At 42.8% G+C, this 24,423-nt stretch carries 17 protein-coding genes and 1 riboswitch; of the genes, 8 read left to right on the forward strand and 9 right to left on the reverse strand.

Going from position 1 to position 24,423, the window contains the following annotated elements:
• Positions 1-2 precede the first annotated feature (2 nt).
• Positions 3-1,376 carry a tryptophanase gene (locus tag EV202_RS10200; RefSeq protein WP_131926993.1) on the reverse strand — a complete coding sequence of 458 codons (1,374 nt, stop codon included), beginning with the start codon at positions 1,374-1,376 and terminating at the stop codon, positions 3-5.
• 595 nt (positions 1,377-1,971) lie between these two features.
• A riboswitch (cobalamin riboswitch) is annotated at positions 1,972-2,177 on the reverse strand.
• A gap of 120 nt (positions 2,178-2,297) precedes the next feature.
• Here EV202_RS10200 and EV202_RS10205 point away from each other — a divergent pair.
• Entirely contained in the window at positions 2,298-3,497 is a 1,200-nt protein-coding gene (locus tag EV202_RS10205) for a hypothetical protein (RefSeq protein WP_106068416.1), read from the forward strand.
• A gap of 70 nt (positions 3,498-3,567) precedes the next feature.
• Here the strand turns inward: EV202_RS10205 and EV202_RS10210 are convergent, their stop codons facing one another.
• Genes EV202_RS10210 through EV202_RS10220 form a run of 3 tightly spaced genes read right to left on the reverse strand, consistent with a single transcriptional unit; the run spans position 3,568 to position 9,503 of the window.
• The gene (locus EV202_RS10210) at positions 3,568-4,422 is read right to left on the reverse strand and encodes a hypothetical protein (RefSeq protein WP_106068417.1); all 855 of its coding nucleotides are present in this window, start codon (positions 4,420-4,422) and stop codon (positions 3,568-3,570) included.
• Positions 4,423-4,458: 36 nt separating this feature from the next.
• A complete protein-coding gene (locus EV202_RS10215) occupies positions 4,459-6,336 on the reverse strand; it encodes a SusD/RagB family nutrient-binding outer membrane lipoprotein (RefSeq protein ID WP_131926994.1) in 1,878 nt (625 codons plus the stop codon).
• Between the two features lie 26 nt (positions 6,337-6,362).
• The gene (locus tag EV202_RS10220; protein WP_234878283.1) at positions 6,363-9,503 is read right to left on the reverse strand and encodes a SusC/RagA family TonB-linked outer membrane protein; all 3,141 of its coding nucleotides are present in this window, start codon (positions 9,501-9,503) and stop codon (positions 6,363-6,365) included.
• A 911-nt stretch (positions 9,504-10,414) separates the two neighbouring features.
• On the opposite strand from EV202_RS10220, the gene EV202_RS10225 reads away from it, so the two are divergent.
• The 5 genes from EV202_RS10225 (at position 10,415) to EV202_RS10245 (ending at position 19,319) form a co-directional block, all read left to right on the forward strand.
• On the forward strand, positions 10,415-13,624 hold the full coding sequence (locus EV202_RS10225) for a SusC/RagA family TonB-linked outer membrane protein (protein ID WP_131926995.1): 3,210 nt from the start codon (positions 10,415-10,417) through the stop codon (positions 13,622-13,624).
• Positions 13,625-13,652: 28 nt separating this feature from the next.
• Positions 13,653-15,515 carry a SusD/RagB family nutrient-binding outer membrane lipoprotein gene (locus tag EV202_RS10230; RefSeq protein ID WP_131926996.1) on the forward strand — a complete coding sequence of 621 codons (1,863 nt, stop codon included), beginning with the start codon at positions 13,653-13,655 and terminating at the stop codon, positions 15,513-15,515.
• Positions 15,516-15,723: 208 nt separating this feature from the next.
• Positions 15,724-16,530, forward strand: coding sequence for a DUF3805 domain-containing protein (locus EV202_RS10235; RefSeq protein ID WP_131926997.1), 807 nt, complete (start codon positions 15,724-15,726; stop codon positions 16,528-16,530).
• Positions 16,531-16,555: 25 nt separating this feature from the next.
• The gene (locus EV202_RS10240; RefSeq protein ID WP_131926998.1) at positions 16,556-18,445 is read left to right on the forward strand and encodes an ABC-F family ATP-binding cassette domain-containing protein; all 1,890 of its coding nucleotides are present in this window, start codon (positions 16,556-16,558) and stop codon (positions 18,443-18,445) included.
• Between the two features lie 22 nt (positions 18,446-18,467).
• Entirely contained in the window at positions 18,468-19,319 is an 852-nt protein-coding gene (locus EV202_RS10245) for a histidinol-phosphatase (protein ID WP_106068420.1), read from the forward strand.
• Between the two features lie 77 nt (positions 19,320-19,396).
• Here the strand turns inward: EV202_RS10245 and EV202_RS10250 are convergent, their stop codons facing one another.
• The 5 genes from EV202_RS10250 to nusB form a co-directional block, all read right to left on the reverse strand.
• Positions 19,397-19,807, reverse strand: coding sequence for a DUF5606 family protein (locus EV202_RS10250; protein ID WP_106068421.1), 411 nt, complete (start codon positions 19,805-19,807; stop codon positions 19,397-19,399).
• A 127-nt stretch (positions 19,808-19,934) separates the two neighbouring features.
• Complete coding sequence (gene coaE, locus EV202_RS10255; protein WP_106068422.1) at positions 19,935-20,522, reverse strand: dephospho-CoA kinase; 588 nt, start codon at positions 20,520-20,522, stop codon at positions 19,935-19,937.
• Complete coding sequence (locus EV202_RS10260) at positions 20,512-21,528, reverse strand: CdaR family protein (protein ID WP_106068423.1); 1,017 nt, start codon at positions 21,526-21,528, stop codon at positions 20,512-20,514. The genes coaE and EV202_RS10260 overlap by 11 nt, the downstream gene beginning before the upstream one ends.
• A 16-nt stretch (positions 21,529-21,544) precedes the next feature.
• Positions 21,545-21,877 carry a preprotein translocase subunit YajC gene (yajC, locus tag EV202_RS10265; protein ID WP_106068424.1) on the reverse strand — a complete coding sequence of 111 codons (333 nt, stop codon included), beginning with the start codon at positions 21,875-21,877 and terminating at the stop codon, positions 21,545-21,547.
• A gap of 39 nt (positions 21,878-21,916) precedes the next feature.
• A complete protein-coding gene (gene nusB, locus EV202_RS10270; protein ID WP_106068425.1) occupies positions 21,917-22,843 on the reverse strand; it encodes a transcription antitermination factor NusB in 927 nt (308 codons plus the stop codon).
• A gap of 240 nt (positions 22,844-23,083) precedes the next feature.
• On the opposite strand from nusB, the gene EV202_RS10275 reads away from it, so the two are divergent.
• Both EV202_RS10275 and EV202_RS10280 read left to right on the forward strand, forming a co-directional pair.
• Complete coding sequence (locus tag EV202_RS10275; RefSeq protein WP_106068426.1) at positions 23,084-23,485, forward strand: PUR family DNA/RNA-binding protein; 402 nt, start codon at positions 23,084-23,086, stop codon at positions 23,483-23,485.
• Between the two features lie 144 nt (positions 23,486-23,629).
• Positions 23,630-24,220 (forward strand): 50S ribosomal protein L25/general stress protein Ctc, encoded by a 591-nt coding sequence (locus EV202_RS10280; RefSeq protein ID WP_106068427.1) that lies wholly within the window; start codon positions 23,630-23,632, stop codon positions 24,218-24,220.
• The last annotated feature ends 203 nt before the right edge of the window (positions 24,221-24,423 follow it).

Here is a 24,423-nt window from a genome sequence, read left to right on the forward strand (position 1 = left end):
GACTATAGTCTGCTTAATTGTACCGTGAAATGGCGCATCAGTGGGGCCTCCCAAGTGATGGACACTCCGCGGGTGATACTTTCCCGTCTGTCATATACATTCTTCAAGGCTGCCACCACCACATTCATGTGGTTGTCGGTATATACACGCCGGGGGATGGCAAGACGGAGTAAATCCAAACCATTGAAACGGTTTTCATGGGTTATAGGATCTCTGTCGGCCAGCAAATAGCCTATTTCACAACCGCGTATGCCGGCTTCCAGATATAATTCAATGGTCAATGTCTGTGCCGGAAACTCTTCTTTGGGAATATGCGTCAATACTTTGGGGGCATCTATAAAGATGGCATGCCCACCGGCCGGGCGTTGGTATGGAATGCCGTATTCATCTAATTTTTGAGCTAAATACATGACTTGGCGGATGCGTGTCTCCAGATTGTCGAATTCCGTATTCTCATCCAGTCCGATGGCGAGTGCATTCATATCTCGTCCATTCATACCTCCGTAGGTAAGATACCCTTCGAATTGCACACAGAATCCTTTTGCCCCTTCATACCAATCCTTCAAGCGAGTAGCTATGAATCCTCCCATATTTACTATGCCATCCTTTTTCGCACTCATGGTCATACCATCGGCAAGGGCAAACATCTCTCGCGAAATTTCCTTGATGCTTTTGTCACGATAACCCTCTTCTCTCATTTTGATGAAGTATGCGTTTTCGGCAAAACGGGCGGAGTCAAAAAGAACATTTTTCCCGTATTTGTTGGCAATGGCTCGTATTGTGCGTAGGTTTTGCATGGATACGGGTTGCCCGCCTGCTGTGTTGTTGGTAATGGTGACAATGATGAAAGGTATGCGCTCGCAATGTTCTTGTAATGCCTTTTCCAGTTTGTCGGGATCTACATTCCCTTTAAAGGGAATTTCCAGTTGTGTTTGTTTTGCTTCGTCTACGGTGCAGTCCAATGCGATGGCTTTTCGTCCTTCGATATGCCCTTTGGTGGTATCAAAATGTGAGTTTCCCGGAATGATATCGCCTTCATGCACTAAATAGGAGAATAGTACGTTTTCGGCTGCACGTCCTTGATGGGTAGGGATGACATACTCGAATCCTGTCAGGCGAGTAATGACATTTTTTAAATTAAAGAACGAACTTGCTCCGGCGTAACTCTCGTCTCCCAGCATCATACCTGCCCATTGGCGGTCGCTCATGGCTCCGGTGCCCGAGTCGGTGATGAGGTCGATGTACACTTGCTCCGATTTAAGTTGAAAAACGTTGTAATGGGCTTCTTTCAACCATTGTTCACGTTCTTGGCGGGTACTTTTCTGTATTGGCTCCACCATCTTAATTTTCCATGCTTCGGCAAATGGTAATTCCATAGATTGTTTATTTAGGGTTTGACAATAAGTTAGTATATGGGCCTTTATTTAGGTTTTTGACTTGTCAAATATAGCGGAAAAATATGTAAAGAGCAACTAATAGTGACTTTTGGGGATTAATCCGAGGTGCATGTGAGAATGTTAACTCGGCTCACTCCCCGACAAATCCGTTGACAGTTCATCATATCTCAAAAGCTACTTTACCTTAAGATGTGGGCTTAGCTCTCCTAAGGTGTGGGCTTGGCTCTCCTAAAGTGCGGGCTTACGCCTCTTGAAGTGTGGGCTTACGCCTGCTAAAGTGTGGGCTTACACCTCTTCAAGTGTGGGCATATGCTTCTTCAAGTGTGGGCTTAGGATTGTGTAGGCATAAAATATCGAATTGCCTTGAATTACAAACATGGAGGAACTCCTTCATCGTGTTTTCGCATTTGTTCCACTTTTTTATAATGTAAATGTCCGGGCGAAATCACTTCGACCGGACACCATCAAATAAACTTGGCAGAGTTTATTTACTTTCTTTGAATCAAGTTTGGTGAATGAAATGATAGGACGATTTGTCCGGCTCATTAAACTCAACGCTTTTTCCTCGAAAGCTATGATAAAGGTGTGCATGGCAGGTCTTCTGACTTGTTTCTGCTTCAGACGCCTTCCCGGAAGCAGAAACTTCCAGTGGCATAGGGTAAATTGTCTGCGGCATTTTATGAAACTTACAGCAGCGGGACTGTTCAGGATTTGCACCTGATTCCCTTTTAATTGCCATCCTTGGATAGGAGTGGCAAACCAATGCATTGCAAAGATAAAGATTTTTTCTTAGAAAACAAAACAACTTCCTCTCAAGTGAGGGAGACGTTCTTCTTTTTTATTCTACAGGCATAAAAATCGCAGATTTTTATCTAAGTTTGCATCACCAAACAAGATGAAATGAAAAGACTTATACATATATGTAGAGATTATTGTAAAAAGCACTACTTGCTGTTGATCGTGGCACTATTTGCCGTGGCTGGAACTATTTGGCTGAATGCATCTCCTTTCCGTTCCGGTTTTGAGATTGTCGATGATTTGGGAGGTAACATATTCCCTTCCGGCATTCTTTCGGTGGCAACTACTGATGCACAAGTTATTATCCCTGCCGATTCCATGTATGTGGGTAATCCCAAGTCGTGCATCGCTATTCGCATGCGTTCGGGCAAGGCTTACAGCCGTGTCCGGATAGAAGTGGCCGAGACACCGTTCTTCTCTCGTTCTGTATCTGAATTTGTATTGGAAAAGTCGAGGACCGAATACACTATTTATCCCGATCTTATCTGGAATTACGAAGCCTTGAAAAGAAATAATCAGGCCGAACCTATCAGTGTGGCTGTAACGGTTGAGATAAACGGCAAGGATTTGGGGCAGAGCGTGCGTACCTTTTCCGTTCGTAGCCTGAACGAGTGCTTGCTGGGCTACGTCACCGGCGGTACCAGGTTTCACGATACCGGTATCTTCTTCGCTGCTTATGTCAACGAGGAAAACCCAATGATAGACCAACTGTTGCGTGAGGCGTTGAATACCCGTATTGTGAATCGTTTTTTAGGCTATCAGGCCGGTAAGCCCGAGGCTGTGGACAAACAGGTATATGCCTTATGGAATGTGTTGCAGAAGCGTAGCTTCCGTTATAGCTCGGTGTCCAATACCAGCCTTTCCAGTAACGTGGTTTTCTCGCAGCGCGTCCGCACATTCGATGATGCGCTTCAGTCTTCACAAATCAATTGTGTGGACGGCAGCGTCTTGTTCGCTTCTTTGCTTCGTGCCATCAATATCGAACCAATATTGGTGCGCATTCCCGGGCACATGTTTGTGGGTTACTACACGGATTCGGGTCATAAAGATATGAACTTTCTTGAGACAACCATGATTGGCGATGTCGATTTGGATGATTTCTTCCCTGACGAGCAATTGGACTCAACGATGTTGGGCAAGTCACAAAACCAGATGTCGCGCATTACATTCGATAAGTCCAAGGAATATGCCAACAAGAAATATGCGCAGCATAAAGAGGGAATTCATTCCGGCAAGCTGAACTACATGTTTCTTGAGATATCAAAAGAGGTGAGGAGGAAAATACAGCCGATAGGGAAGTAGGAGAGGATTTCTGATGATAAAAAAACAGCCGGTTCGTGAGAAGCGGCTGTTTTTTTTAAACTTCATTATGTTATAAAGCTATGAATTGACTTACTGAAGCAAGAGGTTTCGCCGAGCGCATACCTTTTAGGATATGATGGTAACGTCTTCCTATATAGCCGTTCCAATAGTCGGCATAAGATACGTATTTACTGTTCGAGTTCCATAATTGTAAATCTTCAGTGTACTTACCGTTGGCATCTTGTACTTTGATTTTGTAATCAATTCGGGCATAGCCTTCAGAATTGAAAATGCTTTTCTTTATTTTGATAGGTTGCCATCCCGTTGTTTCTCCAAAACCTATCGGCTCGCCAATGTTTATCCATTCGCTTTTAACCTCTTTGGATATGGTGTACTGATATTGGTATTGCAGCTTCAACGGGCAGTATTCTCCTTCTTTCTCATACATGAAATGATAGAACTTCACCCAGCAGGTGCTGTCTGTATCCATTGTCGTATTAGTTTCATAAGGATATCCATTGTCGAAAACAATCGGCTCTTTGTCGAAGTCATAAACAAAGACGTTCTGTTTGCCGACGCCCAGTGTTGTGGCCTTGTCATACACAAGATCTAACTTGGAACCTTTGTACAATTTGATGTTGGTTTCTCCTGCTTTCACGGAGTAGAAGCGGCCTACGCTTCCCGAAGGGGTTGCGTTGTAAGCACTGATTACTGCTGCACCGTTATTCACATATTCTTGTCCTCCGAGTTCCACTTTATAAATGTTATTGCCGGCTACAGCGGTGACAGGGACAAAATAGTGCAACTGTACTTCAGCCATCCCTTCTCCTATCGGGGTACTCTTGTATTCTATTTCATGTTTTTCACATGAAGCCATCCCCAGTGCTATGGCTAAAAATAGAAATATATATTTAAAGCTTTTCATACTGATGTTCTTGTTTTATGATTAATAATGCTGTATTTATAGACTTGCCGGCATCTCGCCCGGATATGCAAACCAAGGAATGGAACAGTGGTAGTTGTCCGCTCTTCCACTAATGGGACGCAGGGCATCGAGCGAAGGTGCATTCCACATGTACTCCGAGTTGTAGCGCGGACGTACTCTGTAGCAAGGTGAACCTTGGTTTCGGGTATTATAATGTCCTTTGCGACTCTGTACTTGTGCCGGAGCAAGATAGAATCCTTTATATACTTTTGTTTCATCTGTATCCCATTTTTGGTCTATCATGGTTTCGGACCAACCATTTCCCAATTTGGGATATTCACCACTATACATTATGTCGTAGTGATACTTACGCATATCTACCCATGCTTCGTGCGCTCCCCAAGGATAGAGTGCCACCCATTTTTGCATCATGATGTGCGATAGGGTTAAATCATTGCTTGTTATACCTTCCACATAAGGCCCTTGGGCATATTCAGTGGCCAGCGTATTGAATACTTCTTTCGTGATTTTGTCACCTCCTGCCGCTTGTCCGGGAGTTCCGGGATATATATACTTGGCGCAGAAGTCCAAATCGGCTTTAACTCCTTCTTTAAAAGCTTGCAATGCCGCATCTTTATTACCCATTTTGTAATATGCTTCGGCAGTGCAGAATTTAATTTCGGCACACGTCATCAATATGTATGGAGCATCGTCGCGATACAACCAGCGACCCTTTCCATCATGAATGCCTCCTTTATATTGCGAGCTGGCGTTGCGTCCGTAGAAAGAGGGTGCTGTCCCTATCGGACCACTGTATCCGGTGAAGGAGCCGCCATAATATCGATGAGTCTTGACACTGTCTGCGTTGTTGATGTTTTTGTAAGTAGGGTCATCTGTCGTAGCCAGTTTCACGGCCATACGGGGATCATAATGCCCGGCTATATCTATTATTGTATCACAAATAATCTGCTTCTCCATCAGTTCGTATGGATGATAGTCATTATTTTCCACACGATACTTTTCTCCTGTCTGTTCATCATATTTAGGAACGCTTCCGGTCAGCACCTGAACTGCATATTCGTGTTGGAAGTAAAAACGTGAAAGACTACCTCTGTAAGTTCCCCAATAATTATTATAAGCTTTTTCTGCCGAGCTTTCGCCTTTCCCTTCCAAGGTTACGGTTGCGTCATCATCGCTACTTTGGAAAGCTTTCCCTGCACATTCTATCAGTTCGGGTGCATATTTACTGGTAAAATCGTTCTTATTGGAGAGCGAAGCCAGGTTGCGCACTATAACAGAATAGGCAAACTTTATCCATTTATCCTTGTCGCCTTTATAAATCCAGTCGTTACTACTGATTTTGCTTCCATATTTATGGGCGTCTTCCATGTTCAAGTATTCGATGGCTTTATATGCCCATTCTCTTACCTGTGCGTAGATTTCTTCCTGACTGTCGTACTTGTGTGACAGTAAATTCGGGACAAATGCTTCTTTCATAGGGAGCTCACCGTGATATTTGGTCAGCTTGTCCCATCCGAAAGCTTTGATAGCCAATCCGATACCTGCCATTGTCCACTCTTCGTTGGCAATAGATTGGTTGATAAGGTTTTCCAGATTCATGCCTTGCAACCAATACACCATTCTCCATACATCACCTCCGGCATCCGAACCTGTACTATAGTAATGAGTTGCAAAGTTGGTGTAAGAACTGGTTCCCATCATTTGTGTGAGCGGTCCTACGGCGCGCATGTCATAATAGACGTTCTGGTAGTTCTGGATGATTCCCGACAGATACAGGTATCCTTCCACATAATCGGGCGCATCGATGTTGTTGTTTACATCCAGATAGTCGTCGCAGCTACTATTGAATGACAACATAGCCGCTAAGATTGTTATAATTGATATTCTTTTCATAATCATGTCTTTTTGTTATTTCAATTCTAATTGAAGGTCAAGCTGATACCAAATGAGATACTGCGCGGATTGGGAAGCGACCATACGTCATAGCCTTCACCGCCGGTGCCGCCGGCTGCCGCCGATACGGTATTCCCGACAGCGTCGATACCCGAGTAGTTGGTCCAAGTGCAAAGGTCGTTGCCGCATAAGTAGATGTTGGCGTTGCTGATTAATCCGCCGAACGTTTTCTTTAAGAATTTGCTTGCAACTGTATATGATAGCCTCAACTCTTGCAGACGCAGGTAGTTGACGCCTTTTTCAAGCCAATCTTCGTCTCCTCCACCATAAATGGAAGCACCGTATGTTTTGTAATCCACTGCGATTGTATTTGGGGTCGGATTAGCGGAATTCTCGTTTCCGTCTTTCAATACGCCTTTAAAAATTACCGGACCGCTTTCACGCAACGTCACCGATTCCCAACTTGTACCAGTGGTCATCATCGTACGTTTAGTACCGTTTACGACGGTTGCCTTATGACGACCGGCAAACATAGCGGAAAAACGAAGGCCTTTCCACGTCAAAGCAGTTGTGAGGCCATAACGTAATTTGGGTTCACGATCTCCGATAATACTCCATTTTTCGTCGACGAGGGGAAGTCCCGTAGTAGGACTGATCAAAATATCTCCTTTTTCGTTGCGGCTGTATGCACGTCCCGTCAGGGTGGTGACGGGATGTCCTTTCATGATACCGTTACGGATATTTCCGGAGTTCCATGTGGCAGCATTGTAGTATTCGCTCACGTTGTCTGGCAGATACACTACCTCCGAGCCGGTTTGTGATAAGTTCACGCCTACATTCCAGCGCAGTCCGTTTTGATTGATGATATCTCCGTCGATATGCATCTCCCATCCCCATGTGTCGAATGTACCAACGTTCATGTTATTCAGAACGAAGCCGGTAGCATAGCTTAGTCGGAAACCCTTCACGATTTGGTCGGAACAATGGGTGCGGAAGTAAGTAAAGTCTGCAACGATACGGTCGTTGAAGAAGCGTCCTTCAAATCCGGCTTCCCACGAAGTGGTCATTTCCGGTCGTAAGTTCTTGTTCGGACCTGTGTAACCATAACCGTAGCCTCCTCCCCAAAGTCCGGTGGGTTCCAATTCCGGATCAATCTCCAGCGGACCGGCGTCTTTTCCTACTTGAGCCACGGAGCTGCGCAGTTTCAGGTAGCTTATATACTTATTTTTCCACAAGAAAGGTAGTTCTGTGGCGATGAATGCTAATTCGGCTGCCGGATAGAAATATGAGTTGTTCTTTTTCGGCAATGTAGACGACCAGTCGTTACGGGCACGCAGGGTGAGGAATGCCATGTTGTCGTAGCCGAATTCGGCTTGTGCCGAAATAGCTTGCACACGTCGTTTGGTGGTGCGTTTTTTACTTGCAATGGTGGTGGGGTCGCAGTTATTGATTGACTGGAAATCGGGGACGGCGAACTTAGCACCATAAGTAGATAGGCGTGTTACACCGTTTTCTATCTGGTGATAGCCCACTTGTGCGTTAAATGTCAGCTTCTTGTTGAAAAACTCATTGTTATATCCGGCCAGAATATTCAGAGTGGGGTCGGAGAAGTTGGACTTTGCCAAGTTGTAGTATCCCGATCCGGCATTGTTGTTCGCGTAGTAAGGATGGTTTGAGGTCTCGAAAGCCTGTGTGCCGACATCCCATCCTATTTGGGCACGTAGGAAGATTTCCTTTATCGGCTTGATGGTGATTGCCGCATTGGAGAGAAAGCGATCCGATTCATCATAATATTTGTTTCTGTACAACCCGAACAGTGGATTCAGCCGGTCTGTATCTGTATAATAGTCGGGCATGCGCATGTGTGAACCATCCTTGTCGAGATAGTTTGCCATATTGTCCACCATCGGCCAGCGCATGGCGAGATACAGCGGACCTGCTGTGCCGCGCAGTGCCTTTGAATTGGTGGTCGAGGTGTATTGCATGGACGCCTCAAACTTCATCCATTTAGTGATATCGGCTTTTCCTGAAAGAGTCAGGTTGGTGCGTCCATAGTCCGTTGTTTTTACGACGCCGGTCTGGTTGAGGAAAGAGGCTGCGGCGCGAATAGTTGTTTTGTCGCTTCCGGCTTCGACGGAAACGTTGTGTCTGCTGGTGAATCCGGTTTGCATCACAGCGTCGATATTATCATATAAGGTTGTTCCTTCCGGATACAGTCCGCCGTAACGGCTTGTATAGTAATAGTTGGTTGTTCCGTAAGCCCCTTGTGCATATTTGGTTTGCATTTCGGGATACCCATAAGCTTTGTCCCAGCGGAAACTGTTACTGTAGCTTACACGTCCTTTTCCTGAATTACCTTTTTTAGTAGTGATAATGATGGCTCCATTTGATGCGTCCGATCCATAAAGGGCTGCTGCCGCTGCGCCTTTCAGTATGGTCATGGATTCAATGTCTTCGGGATTGAAGTCATTACCTCTTGATGCAAAATCCAAGTTACGGCTCGAAAAGTTTGCTCCGGCATCAGCAAAGGTCGTAGGGTCGAAAGTGGAGTTGTTCATCGGTATGCCGTCCACTACATATAGTGGTTGGTTATTACCCGAAATAGAAGTTATGCTTCGCAATATTACTGTTGTGGAAGAACCCGGCGCACCTCCACTGGACGATACATTCATGCCTGATACACGTCCTTGTAAGGCTGAAATAAAGTTATCGCGCCCGGATTCGATAATATCCGCTGCTTTGACGTTCTGTACAGACGAACCCACTGCGCGTGCTACACGCTTCATTCCGAATTCGGCAGTAATTTCCACTTCTCCCAGCATATTGGCATCTTCTTCCAATACAATGGTTAGTTGGCTTTGATTCCCTACTGTCACTGTTCTTGTTTTATATCCTATGAAAGATATGTTCAAACTGCTTTTAGGTGGAACAGATAAAGTGAAGTTACCGTTTACATCCGTAATTGTACCATTACTTGTTCCTTTCACTACAACATTGGCACCGACCACCGGTTCTCCGGTATTGTCCACAACCTTACCTGTGATTTTCTTTGCTTGCTGAGTGCTATAGGAACTCTCTACACCTTCTGTGACTGCGATAGCAGAAATGGGCGTAGTTGTTCCAAACAATGCAAGCATCATTAATGATAAGCAATAATTTCTTTTCATAAGCATTATTCATTTTGGTTTATTTGCGAAATTATGACTTATTTTAGAAAAAAGCTAATCAAATATGTTGAAAAATAGAAAATAAATATTAAAATCGGATTTGCACGTTTAGATAGATTTTGAAGAGTTATATGATTTATCTGTTCATCGCTTATACTGGTAATCTTCTGTTTTTTAATTATATATAATATGTGATTTGTTTTATGAATTCTCTCATATATGGCTGATAGACTCCTTTAAACTATGTTTTTTCCTAGAACATACTTCATATAAATAGCCAAATAAAGGAAATGGAATTTTAGCTATATTTTTAGGATAATTAATTTATTTGTCCAATGAGAATGCTCTTAAAAACATGATGACGCCGGTTTGAGATAAACAATCCGGTGTATTCGCAATAAAATGGTAGAATGCTTTGTCTCTGTCCTTAAAACAAATATCATGAAACAATCGGAAATAATTTGTAGATGTAATAATGGTTTACCTTTTAAAATCTACTCTTGGCAAAGAATCCGAAGGTTGGTATTGCCCCCTTCAGAACACCTTCTGGCGAGGGGGTATCTAAGTATACGACTGAGGTACCCTAAGTATACTACTTAGCCCCCCTAAGTATACGACTTAGATACCCTCGATATAGGACAGAATATGTTTCGTCTTTTTTTCTCGACTCTTTAAGAAGAATATTTGGTTATATTTTTCAAAAAAAGATAATTTCCGGAGTTTAGTGAAATATTCGCTATTAAAAGTTTTATCCCGAACTCAAGTATGCCGTCTGTTAATGATACTTTTAAGATTCATTGGGGTATAGAAGAGGGTGTTTAGTTTTTGTTTTATGTTTTTTAATATTTTTGATTATCTGATTATTGAAATAATTTATATATTTACAAACAAATCTAAAATGAATAATGCTTATGAAAAGAGATTATTGCTTATCATTAATGATGCTTGCATTGTTTGGGTTGGCTACACCTTTTGCGGCCGATGTGTTTGCCGAAAGTGTGCCAAGTTCTTACACTACTCAGCAGGCAAGGAAAATCACGGGTAAAGTTGTAGATGTGTCAGGCGAACCAATCATTGGCGCCAGTGTGTTGGTGAAAGGTTCCGGTACGGGAACCGTGACGGATATCGACGGAAATTTCACGGTGAATGCGTCGGTGGGTAGTATATTGGAGATTTCTTTTATCGGTTACAAAGCCGCAACGGTGAAAGTCACGAGCGCTTCTTCTTATGCAGTAACTTTGCAGGATGACTCGCAGGCGTTGGACGAGGTGGTGGTGACGGCTATGGGTATCAAGAAAGAAAAGAAAGCATTGGGATATGCTATGCAAGAAGTGAAGTCTGAAGAATTGATGAAGATTAAGACGGCGAACCCCATTTCTTCACTTTCTGGTAAAGTAGCCGGTGTCAACATCACCCAGTCTTCAGGTGCTGCCGGTGCCGGTGCGCAGATTATTCTTCGCGGTGGAACATCCGGTTCGGAGGGTAAGGATAACCAACCCTTGTTTGTGGTTGACGGAGTGATTTATGACAACTCCTCTTCCGTGATTGGCAACTCTGCCTTTGATGGTTCTATGCGTTCTGCTTCTACTTCCTCTAACCGCGTGATGGATATTAACCCGGAAGATATTGAAAATATGTCTGTGCTGAAAGGGCCTGCAGCTGCAGCGCTTTACGGTTCGCGTGCTGCCAACGGCGTGATTCTGATTACGACCAAGAAAGGAAAAGAGGGGCTTGTAGAGGTGAGTGTCAGCTCGAAGTTTACGAGTTCTTGGGTGAAAAATTTGCCTAAATACCAGACAGAGTATGCCAGAGGCTATATGGAAGATCAGTATGATAAAGACAAGAAATACATAGGTACAGTATTTAACGACTTCTCTTATAGTTCCTGGGGTGAAAAGTCAAAAGCTCAAACGTATGATAATATAGGAAACTTCTTCCAAGCCGGTAATATTTTCGATGAGAGTGCCAGTGTGTCGGGTGGTACACAAAAGAGCAAGTACTATCTGTCCGGTTCATTGTATGACCAGGCAGGTGTCGTTCCTGAAACAGGCTATCGCAAATATGCTTTCCGCTTTAATGGCGAACAGAACGTCGGCATCTTTACCTTCAATGCGAATGCGGCATATTCTGATGCTCATACAGACAGGACTTTGACGGGAGCAGGCCTGTATGGTTCGTCCGGTAACGGAGCTTTATATCGTGTCTACAATTGGTCTTCGTTTGATGATATGAGACATTATCTGAATGAGGATGGTTCACGTTATCGTATGTTTGGCGATCGCCTTGACCCCTGGGACGAGGAAGATAATCCATATTGGATTGTTAACAAAAATCACATCTATGATAATACGCATCGTTTTACCGGGGCAATCAGTGTCAAAGCGGATATTGCCAAGTGGTGGTTTTTATCTTATAAAGTAGGTTTGGACCAATATACCCAAACGGCTTCCAACAGATTGGCAGCCAATGGCGTGCTCAAGCAGGTATGGCAAAAAGGAATGTTGAGTGACAATAGTAAGGAATTCCGCTATATGTCGCATGATTTCATGTCTAATATGTCGAAGACCTTCGGTGATTTCGATTTTAATCTGTTATTAGGTTCTACTATTGACGAGGTAAAGACTCATAGCACTTTCAAGTTAGGCTATAATTTTTCTGTGCCTGATTTCTTCTCGTATGCCAATGCCACTAATTCAAATAAAAGCTTCATGAATGAACCTACTAAAAAAAGATTAGTAGGCTTGTTCGGTGAATTCCGTGCCTCTTGGAAGAACATGCTTTACTTGACGGTTTCCGGACGTAACGACTGGACTTCTACACTGCCTATTGAGCACCGTTCCTATTTTTATCCTTCGGTAAGCGGTTCGTTCGTATTCACGGAAATGCTTCAGAAGTTAGGGTGGATGTCGGATGATATACTGAACTTTGGTAAGATTCGAGCATCATGGGCAAAGGTAGGTAAAGATACAGGTGTGTATGAAACTGCGACATCCCTTTGGCCGGTAGGCACTTTTTTGAATAATCTTGTCAGTGTAGGTAACAGTTGGACACGTGGCAATCCTTATTTGAAACCGGAGATGACCAAATCTACGGAAATAGGTGTTGAACTGAGCTTCTTCAAAAACCGTTTGCACATCGACTATGCATACTATACCAACGATTCTTATAATCAGATTCTCTCTCCCCGCGGTCCTCAGTCTACCGGTTATATTTTCTGTTCTATCAATGCCGGTAATGTATATAATAAAGGTATGGAGTTGTCTATTTCAGGTACTCCTATTCAGACCAAAGATTTCACATGGGACATAGGCTTCAATATGGCCGGTAACCGCGGTACGTTGGATGGACTGCCCGAAGGCATGGATGTGATGTATGTCACGGATGTTCAATATGCCGGTGCACAGGCTGCTTCATTCAACGGCGGTAACTTCATGGCGATTGCCGGAACGAAGTGGCAAAGAGACGAAGCGGGTAATGTGATATTGGATGCCAACGGCATGCCGACCTATACTTCCGGGCTTACCGAGGTGGGCAATCGTGAATCTAAGTTTACCGGTGGCTTGAACAATACGCTTACATGGAAAGGTTTGTCTTTCAATATGCTGTGGGAGTATCGCGTAGGTGGTGATGTTATCAATGGTACAAAATATTCGATGGATTTATCGGGTGTGAGCCAGTTCTCGGCAGACATTCGTAATAAACCATTAACGGTGACCGGTGTAGATGCTGACGGCAATGCTGTTAGCAATACATGGGAAGCAGATAAGTCCTATGTATTTAATGGAGTAGAAAAAAGCGGGTATAATATTATTAAAGATTACTACCAGAACTTTTATACCAAGGAAACGAGGAATTATATTACGAAAGTTAACTTGTTGAGACTTCGTTTGGTCTCTCTTTCTTATGAGATGCCTAAAAAGTGGCTTCAGAAAATAGGGTTTGTCAAGCGTGCTTCCGTATCTGCGTCGGCTACAAACTTGTTGCTGTTTACCAACTATGATGGCGACCCCGAAGTGGCTGCTGCCGGTGCCGGTGTGGGTGGCTCATCTTCAGTAGGTTTTGACTATTGTGGAGTTCCTGCCACTTCGGGCATGTCCTTTGGCTTGAACTTGACATTCTGATTGTAGAACAATAAAAAGAAGAAAATATATGAAATCTATAAAGACATTATTATGTAGCGTGAGTTTGCTGACGTTTTCTCTGAGCTCTTGTAGTGACTGGTTGAATGTCAATATCGACCCCGAACATCCGTCTTCAGAGAGCACTAACTATCAAACACGTTTGGCCCATATCGAATTTTATACGAACAGTGCCAATCAGTTTGCCGCTTGGCGTTCCAGTATGTCTATGGGCGATTGGACGAGAAACTTCAATGGAGGTACTTATTGGCAAATGTCTTGTTGGAACCCCATTTGGGCTACCAAGTATGGGCCTTCTACCACTCCTTATCAGTGGTGGTTTGTCGGTGCGGGTTCAAACATCGAAGATATGTATAAAAAAGCCGTGTCGGCCGGTGCCTGGCACTATGCGGGAGTTGCGAAGGTGATTCGAGCCTATGGCTTTATGCTGATGACTGATTTATATGGAGAAATGCCTTATACCGAAGCATTGGGTCAAAGTGCCACTCCAGCGTACGATAATGGAAAGACTATTTATTTAGGATGTCTGAACGAACTGGATGAAGGTATTGAACATTTGCAGAAACAACAGGATGTTGCGCTTCCCACTTTGGCCGAAGGGGACTTTTGGAATAGCGGGAATGTTAACAAATGGCTGAAGTTGGCCTATTTGTTGAAAGCCCGTTATTGCAATAAACTCTCTAAAAAGGCAACAGGAAGTTATAAGGAAGGCAAATATGATGTGGAAGAGATTTTGGCTTGCTTGGCCAAAGCCCAGCAGAGCAATGCCGATAATACGATTATCAATCACACAGATGATAATGGCCCTACTCATGATGTACTGGGTTGGGATGAACCGGTTGATTACTCTCCTCTTTTCTCTGTATGCGGAATGAATGGCGGCTACATGGTGACAAAGATGCTTTATGATAACCTGACGAACTTTGCCGGATTAGGTGTAGAAGATCCGCGTGCAGATAAAGTCATACCATGGGCTTGGTCGCAACAATCAGCCGCTTCACCTGCAAATATAAAATTCAAAAATGGATGGAGACGCTCTTTGGGGGTAGATATGGTATCAAATGCTGCGCCGAATTTGACAGGCGGCCCATTAAGAGCTGATTTTGATTTGAGTAAAGGTGGTTGGTGGATCAATACCCAGGCCGATATCCGTAAGGGTGATACAATCTATGTAGAAGCTACGAGTAGCAGCAAAGGCTATAATGAGAACGTGGACTTATTGTATAGAAGACTCAAAGATACGGATGCATCAAAAGAATCGGGTTCTTTCTATACGCGCGTATCTTCGCCGACGTATGTAGGAACTTATGCCGAAGCCTGCTTTATCAAAGCTGAAGTGCTATTCAAACAGAATGATAAGAGTGGAGCATTTACGGCATATAGGGACGGCATCAAGGCAAGCATTGATTGTATGAATGAGAAATTGAATAAATGGTGTGCGGATGATGCGTCACTGAAATCGTGTCCGTCTTTCACTCCAATGGAACAGGCGGATATTGATAATTTCTTAGCTAACGGCATTGGTACGGCCGGTGACTTGACTTTGGGTAAGATAATGACTCAAAAGCGTATTGCCTTGCACTTCTCCGTGGAAATCTGGAATGATATGCGTCGCTATGACTTTAATCCTGAGATTTTCTTTGGATGGGGTGTGCCGGCATATCATAAGATTAGTGCCGATGGCTTGAAGCGAATTCCTGAGGGTAAATTCTATCGTCGTTGGATGCAGTGCTCTCACGAGTTCAACTATAACTCCAAAAACTTGCAGGCCATTGGTAGTCAAGTGCCGGGTGCAAACATGTCATCTGCCATGTGGAATACGGAGGATGACGCTTTCACCATCAATGTCTGGTGGGATTCTGATCAGGAATAAAAAAGGTTGATTAGGTAAAGATATTGAAGCCTTTAAAGGTCTTCATGCATAGATGATGATTGTAACAGTCGGTTCGTGAGAATCGACTGTTTTTGTTTTGTTTGTTTGCATATCAACCGAGGTAATGTTACTTTTGCGGGAAATAATAAAAACGGATTTGATTTATTGGTGTGAGGAATTTGTAAATGCGAAGATTAGCATGATATATATGGAACAAAGCAAGAAATTTATTTCTCCGGGAGCGTGGTTCTCCATGGAATATCCGGCGGACTGGAATGAGTTTGAAGATGGGGAAGGTTCTTTCCTTTTCTATAATCCGTCGGAATGGACGGGGAATTTCCGTATTTCGGCTTATAAAGGAGATGCGACGTACGGCAAAGATGCTGTCCGGCAAGAACTGAAAGAGAATCAGTCGGCTACTCTTGTCAGATTAGGAAGCCGGGAGTGTGCTTACAGTAAGGAAATGTTCGAGGAAGAGGGGAACTATTACACCTCCCATCTTTGGATAACGGGGGAAGGGAATATGGTTCTTGAATGTTCTTTTACGGTGAAGAAAGGAGATGCTACGGCAGAGGCCGAGAAGATTATCGCGTCGCTGGAAGTGCGTAAAGAAGGAGCGAAATACCCGGCAGAAATTATTCCGGTGCGCCTTTCGGAGATATATCAAATTAATGAAGCATACGAATGGGTGGATGCCACCGTGAAGGAGCTGCTGAAGAAAGATTTTCAAGGAATGGAGGAAGACATCGCCAAGATGCAGCAGGTAATAGACAAGGGGGACATCGGCCCGAAAAAGAAAGATGCGTGGTTGGCCTTTGGAATTGTGCTATGTGTTATTCTGGCCAATGAAGTGGACGGTATGGAATGGCACACCCTGATAGATGGAAACCGGGAAGCGCCCGTATTGCTGAATACCACCACCGGCGGATGGATAGACCCCATGAAATTGGTCTGGAGTAAAGTGAAAGCGGGGGCAAAAGTCGAACTGGCGGAGACTTACGATGCTTTGTTTTAAGAAACTATCAAATATCAATTGAAAATTGGCTGCGGTAAATTCAATTCTTCAGGTGGAGAACCTGACCAAGTCGTTCGGCGATTTGGTATTATTCGAGAATATATTTTTTGGTTTGTCCGAGGGGCAGCGTGTGGGGCTGATAGCCAAAAACGGTAGCGGCAAGACTACGTTGCTCAACATTCTTTATGGTAAAGAGGGATATGATTCCGGTGTCATCTCTTTCCGTCGGGATATACGTGTGGGTTATTTGGAACAGGATCCGAAATATCCTGAAGAACTGACTGTGCTCGAAGTATGTTTTCATCATGGCAACTCTACTGTTGAACTGATCAAAGAGTATGAGCGCTGTATGGAGACGGAAGGGCATCCCGGACTGGATGAGATTTTGGTGCGCATGGATCACGAAAAAGCATGGGAATATGAACAAAAAGCCAAGCAGATTCTCTCTCAACTTAAGATTCGTGATTTCAACCGGCAGGTGAAACAATTATCAGGCGGACAGTTGAAGCGTGTGGCGCTTGCCAATGCCCTTATCACCGAACCCGATTTGCTGATATTGGATGAGCCTACCAATCATCTTGACCTTGACATGACGGAGTGGCTGGAAGAATATCTCCGCCGCACTAGCCTCACACTGCTGATGGTGACGCACGACCGTTATTTCCTTGACCGTGTCTGTTCTGAAATAATGGAGATAGACAACCGGCAGATATATCAATATAAAGGTAGTTACAGTTATTATCTGGAGAAGCGTGAAGAACGTATTGAGGCTAAAACGGTGGAGATAGAACGTGCCAATAACCTATATCGTACCGAATTGGAGTGGATGCGCCGGATGCCTCAGGCACGCGGACATAAAGCCCGTTATCGAGAAGAGGCTTTTTACGAGTTGGAGAAGGTGGCCAAGCAGCGTTTCGGCAATGATAACGTCAAGCTGGATGTCAAAGCCTCTTATATCGGAAGTAAAATATTCGAGGCAGAACATCTGTTCAAGACTTTCGGTGACTTGAAGATTCTGGATGATTTTTCCTATATATTTTCGCGTTACGAGAAAATGGGTATCGTTGGGAATAACGGTACGGGAAAGTCAACATTCATCAAAATACTGATGGGGTTGACGCAGGCTGACAGTGGTACGCTGGATATCGGCGAGACGGTTCGCTTTGGTTACTACTCGCAAGAAGGCTTACAGTTTGACGAGCAGATGAAGGTGATTGACGTAGTGAGAAATATTGCCGAGGTGATAGAACTGGACAACGGCAAGAAGCTGACGGCTTCGCAGTTTTTGCAGCATTTCCTCTTTACTCCCGAAACGCAACACAACTATGTATATAAATTGAGTGGAGGTGAACGTCGCCGGCTTTATCTGTGCACGGTGTTGATGCGTAATCCTAATTTCCTTGTGTTGGACGAGCCTACCAACGACTTCGACATCATGACGCTGAACGTGTTGGAGGAGTATCTGCGGAGTTTCAAGGGATGCGTCATCGTGGTGAGCCACGACCGCTACTTTATGGATAAGGTGGTAGACCATCTGCTGGTGTTCAACGGACAGGGCGATATCCGCGACTTCCCCGGCAACTATACGCAGTATCGCGACTGGAAGGAGGCAAAGGCTCATTCGGAAAAGGAGAAAGGAAAAGAAGCGGTCAAGGTGCAGGGAGAGAAAACAGCGAAAATACGTTTGAATGAGAAGCGGCGCATGTCTTTTAAGGAAAGGCGTGAGTTCGAGCAACTGGAACGAGAGATTGCCGATTTGGAAACAGAAAAAACAGCCATTGAAGAAGCCTTGTGCAGTGGCGCTCTGTCGGTGGAGGAGCTGACGGAGAAGTCGAAAAGGCTGCCCGTATTGTCCGGCCTGATTGATGAAAAGACCCTGCGTTGGCTTGAATTAAGCGAAATAGAAACGGATTGAGGAGCAGGAAACGAAAAAAACGATGAAGAACAGAAAGAACCTGACGAATTATCATAGCCATAGCCTATTCTGTGACGGACGTGCCGGAATGGAAGATTTTGTACGTTTTGCCATAAGCGAGGGATTCACCTCTTATGGCTTTTCGTCGCATGCCCCACTGCCTTTTCACACGTTTTGGACCATGGAGTGGGATTGTATGGACGACTATCTGTCCGAATACCATCGTTTGAAGACCAAGTACGACGGGCGTATAGAGCTTTATGTCGGTCTGGAGATAGATTATCTGAATGAAGCGAGTAATCCGTCCATTGTCCGTTTCAGAGAATTGCCATTGGACTATCGTATCGGCTCCGTGCATCTGCTGTATGATGACAAAGGAGAGGTGGTCGATGTGGATGTGCCTGCCGCTGCTTTCAAGCAGATTGTCGATGAGCGCTTCGGTGGCGACTTGGAGCGTGTGGTGCGGCTCTATTACAAACGCTCGATGCGAATGTTGGAATCGGGCGGTTTCGATATTGTAGGGCATGCCGACAAGATACACTGCAATGCCGCCTGCTATCGACCGGGGTTGCCGGATGAGGCTTGGTATGACGAACTTGTCCGGGGATATTTTACGGAGATTGCCCATCGTGGATATCAGGTTGAAATCAATACCAAGGCTTACTGCGATTCAGGAACTTTCTATCCCGACGAACGTTATTTCTCCTTCCTGCATGATTTGGGAATACGCGTGCAGGTGAACAGCGATTCGCATTATCCGGAGCGGATAAACTACGGTCGGGCCGAAGCCTTGGCATCTTTAAAGCGGGCCGGTTATAAAGCTGTGATGGAATTGCATGCGGGCGAATGGAGGGAAACACCCATCATGCTTTAATTACGAACGGAACAGGCATAAAAAGAATTTGGAAAAAGTCTATGATAGAAATATCCAAAGAATTGTAGAAGAAATTATTATTCTACTTCTTCGGCAGTTTCTTCAAAATCTGTCATTCCGCTTGCTACCAACAGATTATACCAGGAAATCAATTTTTTGATATCCGAAAGATATACCCGGTCGCGATCAAAATCTGGCAATACTTCGGCCAAATAGCTACGCAACTCATCAGCAGAGGCTTTTTTCAAATCCATTGCCACAGCAGCACCATTTTCTTTTTTCTTCATGGAAAGTAGCACTTCTTTCAAAGGAATATCTTCTGCATCTGTATACATGGCGATATCACCTAAAGAAATTATCTTCTCGTTGCCGTAAGCAGGAAAACGTTTCTTATCAATAAGTGATTCTACGATCAACATATTTTTCCCTTGAGAAATGAGCTTATACAATCCGGGTTTACCGGATATAGACAAAATAGTCTTCAACATAATATGTTCAATTTTTATTATTAGTAGCGTTTTTCGGGGAGCAAAGATAGTGTAAGCCGAAGAGAATACAAAATAAGCTTGCTTATTTTTATGACTAAGGATAATAGCTATTTTCCGGAAATGCAGTCTATGTTCCGCGCAACGACTTCATTAAATTCAAAATCTGCGGAATTAAAGGGGTCTTATCATCATTTATAATCACAAAGTCGGCATATTCACGTTTTTTCTCATCATTCATCTGACTTTGAATGCGTTTCTCTATTAATTCGCGCGAAGAAGTATCTCGTCGGATCGCACGCGAAATACGCAATTCTTCGGGAGCATAAATCATTACTACCACGTCTACTTCATCGGTAAAGCCCGCTTCGACTAAAATGGCCGATTCAATGCCTACTACCCAGGTGTTGATCTGATGATGTACCCACTGTCTGAAATTTTCTTTTACGCGGGGATGGATGATGCCATTGATAATTTGGGCATGCTCCGGACTGGCAAATAAATAGGATGCAAGCAACTGTTTGTTCAGTGTATTTCCACTGTAGATATCCTTGCCAAGCAAAGCTTGTAACCCCTTGCGAATGAAAGGATCAGAACATATAAGCCGCTTTGCTTCCGCATCTGATATATATACCGGAATACCCATTACTTGTAGTAAATGGGAGACAATGCTCTTTCCACTACCAATGCCGCCGGTGATACCTATTTTAATTGCCATATGCGGAAGAAACTTGCTCTATAAGAAAATCTACTTGTGCCGGATTACAACGTATCTGGCTAACACCTTTTGGCAGATTCTTTATTCTCACCGTATACTTATCAGAACCTAAATGTAATAGCTCTTCGTATGAGATATAAATATGAAAATCTTCGGCTGTAATTTGTCTGAAACGACTCAAGCCAATATGAAAAGTAACTTGTACTTTCGAGGGAAAGGTGCGTAGTACTTTATCCGCCGGAAAATTGACGCCACGTAGCGGTACCTCCACTGTTTTTTCCGTATAAATATCAACCGGAAGCTTCATTTCAACAGAAGCCGGGACAAACTTCACTCCTTTCTGAACGCTCAAAGATACCAGACTTTTTAGGGTATCTGATATATCTTCCAGTTTTAGGTGCTGTGTATATGCAGTGGTAATTGTATCTAATACGGCTTCAGGGGCATATACCAATACAGAATCGGGATAGAATATGGTATCCGAGAGATAGTATTCGCGTCCGGCACTTACCGTACCATGCAATCTTACCGGCACCAGTTTAGATGCTCCCATCGAATAAATATATTCCAAAGTATCCGGTTTCAGTGAAAGCAGGCGGGTAGATGCGCTCAGTTGGTTCAGCACTTTCTTTTCAAACTGCGTGACCGATATTCTTACTTGATTGTCTACCCCTTTATAATCGGCATAATCAAGAGTGATAGGATAAAAACTCTTTCCTAACATATAATTGAGAAGCACTGTTCCCTTGTCCTTTACCTTGATGTGAAGTTCGGAAACCGGTTCAGAGGTTATTACAACATTATTGGGAACTCCTTTCAAGCGTACTGGAATAGAGAAAGTAGTTTCATAATCATTGTTCAAGGTTTGTAATAACCAAAATCCACCTGCTACAAAAAAGAAAAATAAAAAAATGAAGAACTCTCTGCTTCTATCACTAAGCAGAAAATTCTTCATTTGTCTCGTTGTCTTCAGATATATATGTCCTATATTTCTGCGTTCGAACATAGGTTTACATTCCTATTTATTTAGAAGCCTGATTGCTGTTTGCATCGGCAGCTGCGGCAAAAATAGAATTCTTGTCTATACGAACCTTTACGTTAGAAGCTATTTCAAGCGTCACATCATTATCGTTGATTTCTTTGATAACTCCATGAATACCGCCGGCGGTGATTACCTTTTGGTTCACTTGAAGCGATCTACGGAAATTAACTATCTCCTTTTGTTTCTTGTTTTGAGGACGAATCATAAAGAAATACATGATAACGAACATGGCTATCAGCATAATCCACATTAAACTTCCGCCACCCGGAGCTGGAGCAGGAGCTTGCAGAAAGAATACAGTCATAATATTCATAAATACTCAATTTTGATTTTTATTACTAAAACAAAGGTATTAGTTTTTTGTCAACTTACCTTCTTTTTTTAATTGATTAACTATTCCATCTAATGTTCCATTAACAAAACTACCGCTCTTGGCCGTACTATATACTTTTGCTATGTCTACATATTCATTTAATGAAACACTTATCGGAATATTGGGAAAACTTAGAATTTCAGCTAATGCACATTGCATGATGACGACATCCATAAAAGCCACGCGATCCAAATCCCAATTACGCGTGTTTTCACTAATTAAATGACGATAGTAATCGCAGTTCAAGATAGCGCGACGAAACAAACGCCGCGCAAATTCTTGATCTTCATCATCTTTGAATTCGGGAAGCAACGCCTGATTGGCTCCGTTTTTCTCATCAAAACGCTTGATGGTTTTCAAAACGAAAGTATCTACAATTTCCTTGTCATCATTCCAATAAAGGCTTTGATCTTCGAGGAGCACATCTAAATCGTTATTATTAAAGATAAATGCTTTATAAAGCTTTCTCCACAACTCCCGATCATTTTCATAAGAATCATCAGAAGAAGCCATGTACTCTTTATAGATATTAGATTCTAGAATTTTTTCGTGCAATCCTTTGATGAAATCTTCATCGTTGCTCCAAGTGCGTTTTTGATTAGTGATAAAGTCCGTTAATTGTTTGTTTACTTCCAATTGTGCGATGAACTTGTTTTCTACAAATTTCATGTTAGGATGTAACTCTTCGGTTGTAGGGGCTAATTTGGCTTTAGCTGCATCAATACGTTTTTGTGCGTAGTTCGTCAGAGCTATCATCAGCATCAGCAGGTAATTATATAAGTCGTATGCCTTTGAAAGACTAAAAAACAACTCTTTCTCCGCTGAGTCTAAATTTTTACTGCCGTTCTGATAATAAGCATATACAATTTGTATAATCTTAAGACGAATAAGAACTCTGTTGATCATAATTATATAGTAAATTCTTTTAATTGAAGTGCAAAAGTAGAAATTTTAAATGAGTTTACACAAACAAATCACATTTTTTAATGCAGAAGTTGATAATCCTATATTTTTCTTTTGATGATTAAAAAAAAACGTCAATTTTGAAGCCGATAAAAACATTAGATAAAATTCCGAACGGTCTTGTTACTCATTATTCATAAGACCGATGATTAAAGGAACACATCCAAATAGAGACTTTTAAATATGGAAGACATTAAGAAGAAAAACGCATCGGACGTGAACGAAAAGGAGATTGTATTCTCTCAATCCATTAAGGCAGGTAAACGTATCTATTATTTAGACGTTAAGAAGAACAGAAAAGACGAAATGTTTCTTGCCATTACAGAGAGCAAGAAAGTAGTAATGGGAGAAGGGGATGATTCACAAGTAAGCTTTGAAAAACACAAAATCTTTTTATATAAAGAAGACTTTGAGAAGTTCTTGAACGGACTTCAACAATCCATTGATTTCATTCAAGAGCAACAAGGTTGTTATACAAGGCCTGAGACTGATGAGAGTCCTGAAGAGTATGGTTCTAAAACGGACATCGCTTCGGAAACAACTTCTTCTTTGGAGGAGGAAATAAAAATAGATATTGATTTTTAGACCATAACTTTTTGATAATTCGCAAAAAAAACTGTATTTTTGCACCGCTTTTTTGCGGCATTGTGTGCTAAGACACATCGTGTAATGGTGAATTAAGCAAAATAAAGAACTACTTAATTTAGAGTAACACAAAAAAATTAAAAAATGAGATCAATTGAAGTAAAAGGAACTGCAAGAACTATTGCAGAACGCTCTTCTGACCAAGCTAGAGCTTTGAAAGCTATTCGTAAAAACAACGGTGTACCTTGCGTACTTTATGGTGGCGGTGAAAATGTTCACTTCACAGTACCGGCAGAAGGTCTGCGTAATTTGGTATATACTCCTCATATCTACGTAGTAGATTTAATTATTGATGGCAAGAAAGTAAATGCCATTATGAAAGATATTCAATTCCATCCGGTAAAGGATACTATACTGCATGTTGACTTCTATCAGATTGATGAGACTAAACCTATCGTTATGGAGGTTCCGGTACAGATGGAAGGCTTGGCAGAAGGTGTTAAGGCCGGTGGTAAATTGGTACTTCAGATGCGTAAGCTGAAAGTTAAAGCTCTCTATAACGCAATTCCCGAAAAATTGATTATCAATGTTTCTCATTTGGGATTGGGTAAGACAGTTAAAGTTGGCGAATTGAAATACGAAGGTTTGGAATTGCTGACTGCAAAAGAAGCTGTGGTATGTGCCGTTAAGCTGACTCGTGCAGCAAGGGGTGCCGCTGCTGCCGCAGGCAATTAATTCCTCTTCTGAAGAATATTATTGGGAACGCGGATTAACGCAGTAATAACGCAGATTCATTGACAATCCGCGGATAACTGTGATAATCTACGTTCCTTTTTTTACATTGAAGTGATTTAAACTTTTCTTTTTCTCAAATATTTCCTTAGCAGAATTACCATAAATGCAATATAGTTCCATGATTCGCAATTCCTAACCGTTGT

Origin of the sequence: Prevotella heparinolytica (assembly GCF_004342845.1) — a bacterium.
GTDB classification, from domain to species: Bacteria; Bacteroidota; Bacteroidia; order Bacteroidales; family Bacteroidaceae; genus Bacteroides; species Bacteroides heparinolyticus.

Excerpts from the sequence above, each read along its gene's own strand:
- EV202_RS10200 (WP_131926993.1), bottom strand. The coding sequence starts at position 1,376 with ATGGAATTACCATTTGCCGAAGCATGGAAAATTAAGATGGTGGAGCCA.
- EV202_RS10215 (WP_131926994.1), bottom strand. The coding sequence starts at position 6,336 with ATGAAAAGAATATCAATTATAACAATCTTAGCGGCTATGTTGTCATTC.
- EV202_RS10225 (WP_131926995.1), top strand. The coding sequence starts at position 10,415 with ATGAAAAGAGATTATTGCTTATCATTAATGATGCTTGCATTGTTTGGG.
- EV202_RS10230 (WP_131926996.1), top strand. The coding sequence starts at position 13,653 with ATGAAATCTATAAAGACATTATTATGTAGCGTGAGTTTGCTGACGTTT.
- EV202_RS10245 (WP_106068420.1), top strand. The coding sequence starts at position 18,468 with ATGAAGAACAGAAAGAACCTGACGAATTATCATAGCCATAGCCTATTC.
- EV202_RS10235 (WP_131926997.1), top strand. The coding sequence starts at position 15,724 with ATGGAACAAAGCAAGAAATTTATTTCTCCGGGAGCGTGGTTCTCCATG.
- yajC (WP_106068424.1), bottom strand. The coding sequence starts at position 21,877 with ATGAATATTATGACTGTATTCTTTCTGCAAGCTCCTGCTCCAGCTCCG.
- EV202_RS10220 (WP_234878283.1), bottom strand. The coding sequence starts at position 9,503 with ATGAAAAGAAATTATTGCTTATCATTAATGATGCTTGCATTGTTTGGA.
- coaE (WP_106068422.1), bottom strand. The coding sequence starts at position 20,522 with ATGGCAATTAAAATAGGTATCACCGGCGGCATTGGTAGTGGAAAGAGC.
- EV202_RS10275 (WP_106068426.1), top strand. The coding sequence starts at position 23,084 with ATGGAAGACATTAAGAAGAAAAACGCATCGGACGTGAACGAAAAGGAG.
- EV202_RS10280 (WP_106068427.1), top strand. The coding sequence starts at position 23,630 with ATGAGATCAATTGAAGTAAAAGGAACTGCAAGAACTATTGCAGAACGC.
- EV202_RS10210 (WP_106068417.1), bottom strand. The coding sequence starts at position 4,422 with ATGAAAAGCTTTAAATATATATTTCTATTTTTAGCCATAGCACTGGGG.
- EV202_RS10250 (WP_106068421.1), bottom strand. The coding sequence starts at position 19,807 with ATGTTGAAGACTATTTTGTCTATATCCGGTAAACCCGGATTGTATAAG.
- nusB (WP_106068425.1), bottom strand. The coding sequence starts at position 22,843 with ATGATCAACAGAGTTCTTATTCGTCTTAAGATTATACAAATTGTATAT.
- EV202_RS10205 (WP_106068416.1), top strand. The coding sequence starts at position 2,298 with ATGAAAAGACTTATACATATATGTAGAGATTATTGTAAAAAGCACTAC.
- EV202_RS10260 (WP_106068423.1), bottom strand. The coding sequence starts at position 21,528 with ATGTTCGAACGCAGAAATATAGGACATATATATCTGAAGACAACGAGA.